At 66.0% G+C, this 12,547-nt stretch carries 11 protein-coding genes; 6 read left to right on the plus strand and 5 right to left on the minus strand.

What is annotated here, in order from left to right; all coding sequences use genetic code 11:
* Positions 1–104 (minus strand): hypothetical protein (locus tag JZ792_RS43550; RefSeq protein ID WP_438804399.1); only part of this gene is annotated, 104 nt, incomplete at its 3' end.
* Between the two features lie 464 nt (positions 105–568).
* Here JZ792_RS43550 and JZ792_RS29170 point away from each other — a divergent pair.
* On the plus strand, positions 569–1,549 hold the full coding sequence (locus JZ792_RS29170; protein ID WP_216915456.1) for a CHAD domain-containing protein: 981 nt from the start codon (positions 569–571) through the stop codon (positions 1,547–1,549).
* Here the strand turns inward: JZ792_RS29170 and JZ792_RS29175 are convergent.
* The 3 genes from JZ792_RS29175 to JZ792_RS29185 form a co-directional block, all read right to left on the minus strand.
* Positions 1,546–3,294 (minus strand): sensor histidine kinase, encoded by a 1,749-nt coding sequence (locus JZ792_RS29175; protein WP_216915458.1) that lies wholly within the window; start codon positions 3,292–3,294, stop codon positions 1,546–1,548. The two genes, JZ792_RS29170 and JZ792_RS29175, sit on opposite strands and share 4 nt — an antisense overlap.
* Positions 3,295–3,502: 208 nt before the next feature.
* A complete protein-coding gene (locus tag JZ792_RS29180; protein ID WP_216915460.1) occupies positions 3,503–4,471 on the minus strand; it encodes an Acg family FMN-binding oxidoreductase in 969 nt (322 codons plus the stop codon).
* A 218-nt stretch (positions 4,472–4,689) separates the two neighbouring features.
* A complete protein-coding gene (locus JZ792_RS29185) occupies positions 4,690–5,160 on the minus strand; it encodes a hypothetical protein (protein WP_216915462.1) in 471 nt (156 codons plus the stop codon).
* Between the two features lie 288 nt (positions 5,161–5,448).
* Between JZ792_RS29185 and JZ792_RS29190 the strand changes: the two genes are divergently transcribed.
* From JZ792_RS29190 to JZ792_RS29205, 4 genes are all read left to right on the plus strand, one after another.
* Positions 5,449–6,447: an Acg family FMN-binding oxidoreductase gene (locus JZ792_RS29190; protein WP_216915464.1), complete on the plus strand. Its 999-nt coding sequence runs from the start codon at positions 5,449–5,451 to the stop codon at positions 6,445–6,447.
* 136 nt (positions 6,448–6,583) lie between these two features.
* Positions 6,584–7,504 carry a universal stress protein gene (locus tag JZ792_RS29195; protein ID WP_216915466.1) on the plus strand — a complete coding sequence of 307 codons (921 nt, stop codon included), beginning with the start codon at positions 6,584–6,586 and terminating at the stop codon, positions 7,502–7,504.
* The gene (locus JZ792_RS29200) at positions 7,470–8,468 is read left to right on the plus strand and encodes an Acg family FMN-binding oxidoreductase (protein WP_254190511.1); all 999 of its coding nucleotides are present in this window, start codon (positions 7,470–7,472) and stop codon (positions 8,466–8,468) included. Before JZ792_RS29195 ends, JZ792_RS29200 begins: the two co-directional genes overlap by 35 nt.
* Before the next feature lie 157 nt (positions 8,469–8,625).
* Positions 8,626–9,396: an SDR family NAD(P)-dependent oxidoreductase gene (locus JZ792_RS29205; protein WP_216909425.1), complete on the plus strand. Its 771-nt coding sequence runs from the start codon at positions 8,626–8,628 to the stop codon at positions 9,394–9,396.
* Between the two features lie 81 nt (positions 9,397–9,477).
* On the opposite strand, the gene ppsA is transcribed toward JZ792_RS29205, so the two are convergent.
* Positions 9,478–11,769 carry a phosphoenolpyruvate synthase gene (gene ppsA / locus JZ792_RS29210; RefSeq protein ID WP_216915468.1) on the minus strand — a complete coding sequence of 764 codons (2,292 nt, stop codon included), beginning with the start codon at positions 11,767–11,769 and terminating at the stop codon, positions 9,478–9,480.
* Between the two features lie 267 nt (positions 11,770–12,036).
* Here ppsA and JZ792_RS29215 point away from each other — a divergent pair, with 267 nt between their 5' ends.
* Entirely contained in the window at positions 12,037–12,366 is a 330-nt protein-coding gene (locus JZ792_RS29215) for a spore germination protein GerW family protein (protein ID WP_216915470.1), read from the plus strand.
* Positions 12,367–12,547: the final 181 nt, after the last annotated feature.

A 12,547-nucleotide genomic window follows, 5' to 3' on the forward strand; every position in this document is an offset into this window, starting at 1 on the left:
AGCAAGTGCGCCGGACGAATCTCCGGATTGCCCGCGGCGGAGGCCGCCTGCAGGGCGGCGGTCAGCGCCGCCTGGGTCTTGGTGGTGGGATTGAACGAGTCCACGTGCACCTTCCTACGTCATTGATATACCTATTCGTACGGGGCTGGCTCGGCCCGGCGAAGAGCATTCGGTCGGTAAATCCGGAGACCAACGACACCGAGGTTTCCGGCCTCTGCCGTGGACGACGGTGCGGGCTAGGCTCCCGGTAGGTCTGCGGTCGGTCGTACACCGACGGAAAGCGCTGCGTATCGCAGCGGTAGACCCAACCTGTGTGCTCGGATCGAGAATCGTGACTCGGCAAGGCTTTTCGCGGCAGGAACCGCGCTGCGGCGGATCGCAGCTCGAGGAATGCGGGCGCGGCGCACCGGTCGTACGGTGCGCCGCGATAGTCGGTGCCGGGGAACACCCGGGCAGATGTACCGGCCGGAGGACTCGCGCTTGTGCGACCAACGGCCCTGTCCGGACAGGCCGTTCCTGAGCAAGTGTGGGGTAAACGACCGAACGAACTTCCACGCTAGGTGGCACCATGACGCGCGAACAGACCCTGAACACGGATTCATCAACAGCCGGCGCCTTCGACATCGATTCGGTGAGGATGTCCAACGCCGCGGCGTTGGCGGATTACCTGTGCGCACAGCGCGACATCATCGTTGAGGGGGAGATCGCCGCGCGTAGTGGAGACGCCGAGGCGATTCCAGCGATCATCGTCGCGGCGCGACGGGCCCGCAGCGCCGTTGCCGCCCATCGCATCGCGCGTGATCGTCATCGCGAACTACGTCGACTGATCGAGGATCTGCGCTGGTTCGGGCTCGCACTCGGTGCGGCACACGATCTGGATGTCCAAGCTGTGCGCCTGCGGTCGAGCGCCGGAGCGTTGCGCGCTCGGTATCTGCGCGGTCCGGTGCGCGAGCGAGTCGAACAGTATTTCGACTACAACATCGAACAGGCAAGGAACGAGGGCCGGGCGTTGTTGGGCTCGAGGCGCTACCTCGCCGTTCTGACCGATCTCGACTCGCAGATCGATGAACTGCGCGGCGGCACGGCCAACTGGGCGTACGTGGATCGTCCCGACGTGTTGCTCGCCGATCTCGTCGAACGTGTGCAGGACCGGATGCGGGCCGTGGCGCTGGCGCTGGGCGAGGATTCGCGCGACGCCACCGTCCATTCCGTCCGCAAAGCTGTCAGAAGGTTGCGGTATTACATCGAGTCGATCGGTCCGTGCGAGCCGGAACGAGAGCGAGCGCTGGCCGCATTGGAGTCGCTGCAAGACGCGCTCGGCGAGCATCACGACGCAGTGGTCGCCAAGCGGCACCTGCTGCAGATCAGCCGGGACGCGGAGAAGGACGAGGAGCCGAGTTTCACCTACGGTCTGCTCTACCAACGTGAGTTGGACGTGACCGATCGGCTGTTGGGCGTACTCCCGCAGGCGTGTGATGGGGCGGTACGAGCCGTGCGTCTCCTTGCCGCTGCCGAGCAGCCCGGCGACGGAGGTATCTCGAACGGTTAGGGAAGGGGAGCCGACCAGCGCAGGATCGTGCCTCCGCCCGGGTTCGGATCGATGCTGAAGGTGCCTCCCTCGTTCGCCGCGCGGGTAGCAAGATTGGCCAAGCCGCTCCGACGGGTATCGCCGTCGCTGATCCCCTTGCCGTTGTCGGTGATCTCTATGGTGACGTCGTCGCGGATACGCAATTCCACCGACAGGGTGGTCGCGTGCGCGTGACGGACCACATTGCACACGGCTTCGCGCAGGACGGCCTCGACGTCGTCGGACAACGGGGGTTCCAGAACGGTGACGGGACCGGCCAGTCGAATGGTGGTGCGCAGACCGGAATCGGCGGTCGTGTCGACGATGATGCCGTGGAGGTGTTTGCGATAGCTCGAAGAGTCGGCCGCGTTGTTGCTGTGCAGGTCGAAGATCGAATGTCGGATGTCCTGGACGATTGTCTGGACGTCTTCGATCGTCGCCGTGAGCCGGGACTTGACCTCCGGAGATTTGATTCGCTGGGCGGTGCCCTGCAGGGACAAGCCGACGCTGAACAGCCGCTGGATGACGTGATCGTGCAGGTCACGCGCGATACGGTCACGGTCGGACAGGACATCCAGTTCGCGCACGCGAGCCTGTGTGTCGGCCAGGCGCAGGGCGAGTGCGGCCTGATCTGCGATAACGCCGATCATCTGCTGTGCGGCGGTGTCCAGCGGCGGCGCGCCCACGGGACGCAGCGCGGTGAGCACGCCGATGACAGAGTTCCCCGCTCGCAACGGCAGGATCAGCGCGGGACCGTATTCGTCCGTGTCGTCGCCGAACGGGTTGTAGGCCAACTTCTCGACCGAAACCATTCGCCCTGTCCGGAAAACCTCGCCGGAATGTGATCTATCCACGGGGATACGCTGGGTGACCAGGGTGTCCGATCGAGCGCCTGCCGCGGCTACCACGATGAGTTCCGCTATCTCCTCGGCGGGCGCGTCGGTGTCTTCGGGTCTGGCGACGAATGTGACGGCGGAATCGGTGAGTGTCAGCGTGCGTTCGACGATGACCTCGAGGACTTCGGTGGACTCACCGTTGCCGAGTAGTTCGGTGGCGACGTCGCTGGTCGCTTCCAGCCAGCGCTGCCGTACACGGCTCAGTTCGTACAGTCGGGCATTCTCGATGGCGATGCCCGCGGCGGCGGCCAGCGCTTGGACGACGACCTCGTCGTCGTCGGTGAATTCCAGACCGCCGGCTTTCTCGGTGAGGTAGAGATTGCCGAAAACCTCGTCCCGGACCTGAACGGGCACTCCGAGGAAGGTATGCATCGGAGGATGGTGCGCGGGGAAACCGACCGAGGAGGGATGGTCGGACAGGTTGGCCAAGCGGATGGGTTCGGGGTGATCGATCAGAACGCCGAGAACGCCGTGTCCGCGCGGCAGGTCGCCGATGGTGACCCGGGTGCGGTCGTCGATGCCCTCGTATACGAATTCGGCGAGCTGTTTTCCGTCGCTGTCGCGGACGCCGAGGGCGCCGTAGCCCGCGTCGACAAGTTCGATGGCAGAGTGCACGATGGCGCGCAGGGTGTTGTCGAGATCCAGTCCGGCGGTCACGACCAGCATGGCTTCGATCAGTCGATCCATCCGGTCGCGAACATCGACGATCTGGGCGATCCTGTCTTGCACCTCGAGAAGTAACTCGTGGAGTCGCAGTTGCGACAGCGTCTCGGTGACAGCGATCCGGCCATTCGATCTAGAACCAGACCGCTGGGCCTCAGTGTCCGGCATGACACCACTATATGGTGATGAGACAGGGGCGCGATATAGCCCGCCGTCAGACCGCTGGTCGGTGCCCGGTTCGGGTGCGAGCGGTGACCGCGGTTCGTGACATCTGGGGTGTGCTGGGTGTTCGTGTCGGGGCAACGAAGGTACGGAGTCGGCAGGGAACCGGGTGGCCTCACTCGCTGCACGGTCTCGCCGAACACATAGCCTGTCCTCACCCGATGATCAGGACGTCATCGACTGGTCGTCGGGGTGTGCGCGGCGGTTTCGGCGCGGTGGCCCGACCCAGGCGCACGAAGATCTGGGGGTGGGATTCGCCCATCGCCTCGATAACCCGCGCGCGCGTCGCGGGCATTTCCGTGAGATGGCTCATCACGCAGGTCGACAGGCCGTACTCGGTGCACTCCAAGAGGACCGCCGACAACGCCTCACCGCACGCCAACAATGATTCGACGGTGTCGTCATGGCTGACGAGCGCGACAATTCGGGCCTGATCGTGGTGCTCCGCTCCCTGGTCCGCTGTGCCGGTGAGGAATTCACGGTTGGCCGGGACACGGACAGGGTCCTCGCGAGGTGGCAGGGCCGAGGCGGGGACACCCGCGTACGGGCCGGCGCCGCCGAGCCACCAGGCGAGTTCGGATTGATAGTTGGGGTCTCGACGCCGCGATGCCGAGGCACTCCACGAGATCTTGCCGAGTGTGGCCCGTGTCCGGTCATCGATCGGTACCAGGCGAGTGTCGTGCTGACGGCAGACCTCCGCCAAGACCGGTGCGAGGTCGGGCCATCGTTGTGTGGGGCCGTAAGGCGCGCGGTCCGAGTAACGGGTGTCGATCGCCGCGGCGAGTTCGAAATCGGTGTCCGATGGGGCGCGGCGTCCGTGGAACTCGAGCGAAGCCAGATGGGTGCGGTCGCTCGGTTGCGGGAAGCGCTCGAGTCGTGGCCGCCACCAGGTCGCGTTCCACGCTGCGACCGCGTGGTGCAGAACGGCGCCACAGCCGATGATGCCTTGTCGGTTGAAGGCATCGGTGGCAGGCAGAAGTCGTTCGGCGTCGACGGCCAAGTCCAAGCGGGCGCCGTTCCAGCGCCATTGCCAGGGTTGGCTGTTGTGCAACGACGGCGCTCGATTCGCACGCGCGACGACCGCGCTGACCGTGGTCTCATCGGGAACAGCGGAGTCTTTCACGCTGCCTCTTCGCCGTTGTGCGTTCTGTACGAGGCAGCTGTTGTCGGGATGCGCGATGCGGTCGGTTTCACGGTTTTCTCGTCGACAGGTACGTGGTGACGATGACCATCACGGCGAAGACGACGGCGACGATCACTACTGCGAGGGGCCAATTCACGATAACTGCCTTCCATTGTTTGCTGGGTCAGCGTCCATCGAGCCGCCCTAGCGGTCGTAGATCAGGCGCCCAGGACCATCCGTGGAGATACGGCCGCGGCACGCGATGCCCGGCCGGTCGCGTCGTGACGGTGACGCCACAGTCCGTACGCCAGCACGCACATCGCCGATCCGAGCAGGCCGAGCACGGGGTGCAGCCAGAGCGAGCGGCCGATGACGAACGGCTGGATGGTGACCCAGGCGAACAAGAGCAGACCGCTACCTCCACAGAGGGTGATAACGCTCTGCCACGAGCACAGCGCCGCCATCGCGCTGACCGTCATGGGGATACCGACCACCAGTGCCAACAGCAGGGCAGCGAAGCCCGGACTGCGGAATGGCAGCCGGGCGGTTGCCTCGGCGCCGAGATCGGCTCCCGCGCCGGAGGCGAGACCCACCGCACCGGCGTACGCCCAGATGGCCACGAAGGCCGCGACGCTCGCGAGTGCGGTACGGAAACCACGATCGGTTCGCCGTTGAGCCAGCGTCGACATGATCACTCCTTTCGGCCGCTGCGGCAGACGATTCTCCGCGACAGCGATGCACCTCCGAGTGTCGCGTCGGCGTCGGTCGCGCGTTAGGGGCGCAGTGCCCCGGTGAGAAGGACCAAAGGTAGACACAGAACCGCACGGATGTGTCGAACTCGGTCGAACCGAGGGCGCGCCGAGCGGAAGGCATCGCCGTAGGTCCTCCGGTGCGGGTACATCTTCCCCTAACCGGGAGCGGACCGCGGTGGCAGCGTGAACTCCAGATGCTCGAAAGGAAGGAAAGGACAACGCAGGATGCGGTACGGACTGCCCGATGTGGAAATCATCGAAACCGCCCTCACGCTCGCGGTGCGCGCGCCATCGGTGCACAACACCCAGCCGTGGCGCTTTCGTATCGTCGACCGCGGCCTGCGCCTCTATTCCGATCCGGCGCGCGCGCTGCGTGTGACGGACCCCGATCGGCGCGACCTGCTGTTGAGTTGCGGGACGGTGCTGCATCACTTACGCATCGCTTTCGCCTCGCTCGGATGGTCGACCGTCGTGGACCGGATGCCCGATCCACACCGGCCCGACCACCTCGCCACCGTCGAACTGGTTCGATACAGGCCGACGATGACCGATATCGCGCTCGGTGCGGCGATCACCCGACGACGAACCGATAGACGGAGTTTCACCTCCGAGCCCATTCCGCAGGGCTACCTCGGGTTGATGACCGAACGCGCTGCGGCCAATGGCGCCTCGGTGCGCCAGGCCGCGTACGAATCTCGTCGTACATTGGTCGAGACGATGTACGAAGCGGCTCGGCGACATGCCGGAGACCACGAATACGCACTCGAACTCGCCGAATGGAGTGGCCGACAAGGCGGTTCGGACGGTGTTCCGTCCGCGAGTACGCCCCGGGCACGCCGGGGGCGGGCCATCCCGAGCCGGATCTTCGCCTCCCCTCGTCTGGTGGATACCTCGCGAGAACCGGACTACGCGGAGTTGCTGGTGCTCGGTACTGTCAGTGACAGTCGGCTGTCTCGCCTGCAGGCGGGTGAGGCGCTCAGCGCCGTGCTGCTGACCGCGACGAATATCGGTTTGTCGACGTGCCTGCTGACCGAACCCCTCGAGGTCCCCGAACTGCGTCATCGCATTCGTGCCGGGGTGCTGGACGGTACCGCCTACCCGCAAGCCATCATCCGAATCGGGTGGTCGGACAGCGACGTGGCATTGCCCGCGGTCCCGCGGCGCCCGATATCGGAGGTCCTGGAGACCTCCGCACCGCCACTGTGTAACTCCCCCTCTGTCTGAGGAACACCGGAAACGTGAGGTGTTCGGGTTAGGTGCCACAGGCCCATCGGGGCCGGGACTTTCGTCTCTGCCCTGCGGAACACCGATGCGGAAAGCTCGGTATCAGAGGTGACCGACGCCGATGAAAGGCAGAACAATGGCAGATGACTCCGCACAGGCTCCCGGCCCGCGATTGGTGGTCGCTGTCGATAATTCGGCGTCCGCATACCAGGCCGCGGCATGGGCGGCCGTGACCGCTGCCATGCGCCGATGGCCACTGCACATCCTGACCTCCATGGGACTTCCCGAGGGGCTCGGGCCGACAATGCCCCTGTCCGACTCGGATATCGAGTCGTTGACCAGTGCCGGTGAGCGATTCGTGTCCGAGGCCGCCAGGGTGGCCCGAGAGGCAGCACCCGGCGGAGAGCTCGAGATCACCACCGAAGTGGCGTTCGAGGACGTGCGACCGTTGCTGATCGAACGGTCGAAGTCCGCGTCGATGCTGGCCGTCGGAAGTCGTGGCCTCGGGGCGCTTCAGCGTGGGTTGCTGGGCTCGGTCAGTACCGCGATAGTGCGACACGCGCACTGTCCGGTCGCGGTGATCCACGATGTCGCCGGACTGACCGAGGAATGGAAGGTCAGACCCGTACTGGTCGGAGTGGACGGCACCGAGAACAGCAGACCGGCGATCGAACTCGCCTTCGCCGAGGCGTCGCTGCGCAAAGTCGGGCTCACCGCCCTGCATACCTGGAGTGATTCGACCGGAATCGCCGTTCCGATGGTCGGATGGGATTCGATCCGCGAATCGGAGCACGCGCTGCTCGCCGAACAACTCGCCGGCTATCAGGAGCGATATCCCGACGTCCCTGTCACACGGATCGTCGAGTGCGACCGGCCCGCCCGCGCTCTGCTCGACGAATCGGCGGGAGCCCAACTGATCGTCGTGGGCAGCCACGGCCGCGGCGGGTTCGCGACCATGACGCTCGGTTCCACGAGCAATTCCCTCCTGCACTCGGCCGAGTGCCCCATGATCATCGTTCGCGATGCGTCCGAAACGAGGCAAGACCATGACCGGTAGGCACCCTGACGCCGACACCGTGCGAGCAGCGCTGGCCTTGGCTGTGCGCGCGCCCTCGATACACAACAGCCAGCCGTGGCAGTGGCGGGTCGGCGACACCACCGTGCACCTCTACCTCGATGACGACCGACGTCTGCGTCACACCGACCCGGACAATCGAGATCTGCTGATCAGCTGTGGTGCGGCGCTGCATCACTTCCGTGTGGCCGCGCGCTCGTTCGGCTGGCACACCGTCGTGCATCGGCTCCCGAACCCCGACGACCCGCGACACCTGGCGGCTGTCGAATTCGTGCCGATCACCCCGACCGCCGACGTGGTGTCGATGGCGCGCGCGATCGAAGACCGACGCAGCGACAGACGTCGGCTCACCTCGTGGGAGGTGCCCGCCCCCTTCGTCACCGCCATGGCGGCGGCGGGCGCGGCGGAAGGCGCGCAGGTCAGCGAGATTCCGGGAGGAAGCACTCGTATCCGCCTCATCGAGGCGTTCCGTGAGGCTGCTGCCGCGCACCGGGCCGATCCGGGGTATCAGGACGAACTCGCCCGGTGGAGCGGGCGGCACGCCGATTCCGAAGGAGTGCCCGCCCGCAACGCGGTGCTGTCGCCGGATCCGCTGACACGAGAATTCCACGCCTCGACCCTCACCGAGACGGCGATAGGTGATCTCGACGAGCACGGATCCCTGATGCTCGTGCATACCGGCTCCGACGACAAGCTCTCTCGCCTGCGCGCGGGCGAAGCCACCAGCGCCGTGCTGTTGTCGGCCACCGTCTATGGATTGGCGACCTGCCCGCTGACCGAGCCACTGGAACTGCCGGGTACGCGGGAACTGCTGCGGGCCGATGTCTTGTCCGACAGCGGCTTTCCGCAACTCGTCGTCCGGGTCGGCTGGGCCGCCACGAGCGCCGCGGACTTGCCTGCCACACCGCGTCGGGCATTGGCGGAGGTCGTACGGCCGTTGGAGTGATCGCGACCGGCTCAGATTGACATACTCGAAATGGAGAACGATATTCTTCATTTCGAGAGTCAGGAGCTGTGCGGATGGAAACCGAAGGTCTACCGACCGTTGTCGGGCTGTTGGCTCGGAGAGATGACACGATGTCGCCGCCGAGCGGGAGCCTCTGATGGGATACGCGGACGGTGTTTTCGATCTGACCGATCAGGTCGTGCTGATCACCGGTGGCAGCCGTGGGCTCGGGCGCGAAATGGCTTTCGCCGTGGCGCACTGCGGTGCCGATGTGATCGTCGCGAGCCGCAACTACGACTCGTGTGTGGCGACCGCCGACGAGATCCGGGAGGCCACCGGTCGCCAGGTACTGCCTTACGCGGTGCACGTCGGCCGATGGGACGAACTCGACGGTCTGGTCGAGGCCGCCTACGAACGGTTCGGCAAGATCGACACGCTGATCAACAACGCCGGGATGCAGCCGGTCTACGACTCGCTCACCTCGGTCAGCGAGAAATTGTTCGACTCGGTGGTCGATCTCAACCTCAAGGGACCGTTCCGCTTGGCGGCGCTGGTCGGCGAGAAGATGGTCGAGGCGGGGCGCGGGTCGATCGTCAACGTCAGTTCCACCGGTTCGATTCGTCCGACACCGTGGATCGTCCCCTACGCGGCGGCGAAAGCGGGCCTCAACGCCATGACCGAGGGCCTTGCCCTCGCGTTCGGGCCGAAGGTTCGGGTGAACACGCTGATGGCGGGTCCGTATCTCACCGATGTCAGCAAGGCGTGGGGGCTGGACACACTCGAGCCGTCACGCAACCCGTTCGCCACGCACGCCCTGCAACGCGCCGGAAAGCCGTCCGAAATCATCGGTGCCGCCCTGTTTCTGGCCTCCGACGCGTCCAGCTACACCACCGGATCGATTCTGCGGTCCGACGGCGGCATCCCCTGATCGAGTCCTGACCGTGGCGACGTCCGAACCCGGGAAGGAGAGGTCCCCCCTCCCGGTTCCGGAAAGGTCGTCGCCGTCTGATCAGGTCCGCGGGTCGAGCAGGGCGCGATCGAGCAGCAGTCGTCGCTCGGCGGCGGCGACGGTGGCGCGGACGGCGGGCGCGGCATCGGGCGTCACCGAGATCGAGGTGATGCCCATGCGCACCAGATGCTCCGCGAATTCGGGATGATTCGACGGCGCCTGACCGCAGAGCGAGGACGTGATGCCGTGTCGCCGCGCGGTGGAGACGATGCGTCCGATGGCGTCGAGCACGGCGGGATCGGATTCGTCGAACAGTTCGGCGCATTGCTCGGAATCACGGTCGACGCCCAGCATGAGCTGGGTGAGGTCGTTGCTGCCGATGGAGACTCCGTCGATGCCGAGGCCGATGTACTCGGGGAGCCAGTGCACGACCGAGGGGACTTCCGCCATGACCCAGCGGTGCAGGCCGCGATGGCGTCCGAGCGGGCTCGCGTCGACCAGTTCCAGGCAGGCGGCCAGCTCCCAGCGGGTGCGCACGAACGGAATCATCAAGTGCAGGTTCGGTGTTCGTTCCCTGACACGAGCTATCGCGGCCAATTCGAGATTGAACAGCTCGGGCTCGCGAACGTAGCGGTAGCAGCCTCGGTAGCCGATCATCGGATTGTGTTCGACCGGCTCGTAGCGGGAGCCGCCGGTCAACGCGCGGAACTCGTTGCTGCGGAAATCGGTGGTCCGGTAGATGACCGGTCGAGGCTGGAAGGCCGCCGTGATGCGGTGCAGTGATTCCGCCATTCGGTCGATGAACAGGTGCTCCTCGCCGCGTGCGATCAGATCTCGCGGATGCCTCCCGCCCAGCGCCTGGGTCAGCAAAGTCTCCGCGCGGAGCAGTCCCACCCCGTCGACGTCACCCGCGGCGACCCGTTCGGCGGCATCGGGTATCGCGAGGTTCACGTAGATCCGCGTCGCGGTGGGCACCCGAATCACACCCGGGACGCCGGTCGGGAGACGACTGGACTCGGTCGCGCTCGGCTCTGCCTCTCCCGCGCGGACCTCACCTGCCGCGCCGTCCACGGTGACCATCGACCCGTCCGCCAATGTCGTTGTCGCGGAACGTGTGCCGACGATGCACGGGATTCCCAGTTCGCGGGCGACGATGGCGGCGTGACAGGTCATGCCGCCGTTGTCGGTGACGACGGCGGCGGCGCGGGTCAGTGTCGGAAGCCAGTCCGGATTGGTCATCGGCGCGACGAGGATCTCGCGGTCTCGCAACGAATGTCCCTGAGCGGGGGAGGACAGCACGCGCACCACGCCGCTCGCGATTCCGGGGGCGCCGGCCAATCCACGTACCAGGACACGGGTGGGCACCGGGCCCGCGATGGGGCGTCGGGTCGGTTCCTCGTGCAGTGTGGTGATGGGGCGCGCCTGCACGAGCCACAGGGTGTCCTCGTCGAAGACCCATTCGACGTCCTGCGGAATCCCATCGTGGTGTTTCTGCACCTCCAGTGCGAGTTCGGCGACCGCGGTTGCCTGCTCTTCGCTCAGCACCGGGGTAGCGGTTTCGGCATCGGACAGACCGACCTGCCGATCGCCATCGGGTCCGGCGACGATCGCGTAACTCTGGTGGCCGGTGCGCGTGTCGAGTCGAGTCGGTCCTTCGGTATCGAAGATGTAGGTGTCGGGTTCGGTAGCGCCGGAAACCACGACCTCGCCCTGGCCGCGGGCGGCCTCGATCACCACCCGGTCCCTGCGTCCGCTCGACGGGTCGGCGGTGAACGCGACCCCCGAGCGCTGTGCGTTCACCATGCGCTGGACGACAACGGCCATCACCGGACGTCCGCGCATGCCTCGTCGCGCCCGGTAGGTGACTACTCGGGGAGTGAAAAGCGACGCCCAGCAGTCGATGACGGCCTCTAGCACTTTGTCGTCACCGCGCACGTTGGTCCGTGAGATATTCATGCCGGCGAAGGACGAGGTGGCGCTGTCCTCGCCGATCGCCGACGAGCGGACCGCGACGGGGACCTGGTCGCCGAGTCCGTGATAGGCGGACAGGACCGCTTCGCGGACGACGCCGTCGAGGGCTGCCTCGTGTACGAGTTCACGCATCCGCAGACACGACTTCGCGATCCGGGACTCATCGGTGATCGAATCGAGCGCCTCACCGTGTAGGCGGTCGAGTTCGGCGCCGTGCGGACCCGCCGTGATCACCTGCTCGTAGCAGGAGCGCAAGATCACGAAACCGGGCGGAACGGGCAGGTGCCCCGCCACCAACTCTCCGAGATTCGCTCCCTTGCCGCCGGCTATGTCGGTATCGGCGAGCCGCAACTCGCGGAAGTCGGCCACGTACTCGCCCATATCGGCTCCGATCTGCGCATCTGGACTGTGTCGCCTCAGCCTCGCTCAGTCCCGGGCGGGTCGTCAGAGCCGTCGTGCCCGGGTGCTGGGGACCAAGGGCCTCATCTCTGCGGCCGTGGCGAGCAAGGGATCGCGGCGCGCCCATTTCTGATGCCGTTACGCCTTCGAACAGCGGGCCGAAAGACCCTCGGCGTGAAGGAATCCGTGGCCGAGACTGGACTCGACCGAGCATCCGCTCAGGTCTTGACCGATAGATAGGTCGGGCACATGAAAATCGATGAGTTGATGACTCTCGCGAAAGATTCGATGACGGTACGGCGTGTCTACTCCGATCCCGTGCAGAGCGACGGAGTCACCGTCATCGAGGTCGCTACTGTCTCCGGCGGCGGTGGCATCGGCAGCGGGAGCGACAAAGACGGTGGTGAGGGATCCGGAGGCGGGTTCGGTCTCGGAGCCAAGCCGGTGGGTGTGTACGTGATCGAGAACGGACGACTGACCTGGCGGCCCGCTGTCGATGTCAATCGGCTCGCGATGCTCGTCGGCATCGTCGCGGTAACCGCACTGCTCGTCGGGGCGCGCATCGTGACCGCCGACTGAGGTCGATGTCATGCGCGCTCGCTGTCACGACACAGAGGTCCCTGTCGGGGCGGTCGAGGGCGGAGACCCCGTCGATCGGTGACTTTGCTCCTACGATCGGTGTGCCAGAGGCTCTGCCCACCGGCCCGCCGCAGCGAGACGATGACAAACATGACCGAGACAAACGCGGCAGGAGTATCGG

Source organism: Nocardia noduli, from assembly GCF_019038455.1.
Lineage (GTDB): Bacteria > Actinomycetota > Actinomycetes > Mycobacteriales > Mycobacteriaceae > Nocardia > Nocardia noduli.

Bases quoted from the DNA above. Each gene is read 5' to 3' on its own strand.
- JZ792_RS29170 (WP_216915456.1), top strand. From the start codon at position 569: ATGACGCGCGAACAGACCCTGAACACGGATTCATCAACAGCCGGCGCC.
- JZ792_RS29175 (WP_216915458.1), bottom strand. From the start codon at position 3,294: ATGCCGGACACTGAGGCCCAGCGGTCTGGTTCTAGATCGAATGGCCGG.
- JZ792_RS29185 (WP_216915462.1), bottom strand. From the start codon at position 5,160: ATGTCGACGCTGGCTCAACGGCGAACCGATCGTGGTTTCCGTACCGCA.
- JZ792_RS29190 (WP_216915464.1), top strand. From the start codon at position 5,449: ATGCGGTACGGACTGCCCGATGTGGAAATCATCGAAACCGCCCTCACG.
- JZ792_RS29195 (WP_216915466.1), top strand. From the start codon at position 6,584: ATGGCAGATGACTCCGCACAGGCTCCCGGCCCGCGATTGGTGGTCGCT.
- JZ792_RS29200 (WP_254190511.1), top strand. From the start codon at position 7,470: ATGCGTCCGAAACGAGGCAAGACCATGACCGGTAGGCACCCTGACGCC.
- JZ792_RS29205 (WP_216909425.1), top strand. From the start codon at position 8,626: ATGGGATACGCGGACGGTGTTTTCGATCTGACCGATCAGGTCGTGCTG.
- ppsA (WP_216915468.1), bottom strand. From the start codon at position 11,769: ATGGGCGAGTACGTGGCCGACTTCCGCGAGTTGCGGCTCGCCGATACC.
- JZ792_RS29215 (WP_216915470.1), top strand. From the start codon at position 12,037: ATGAAAATCGATGAGTTGATGACTCTCGCGAAAGATTCGATGACGGTA.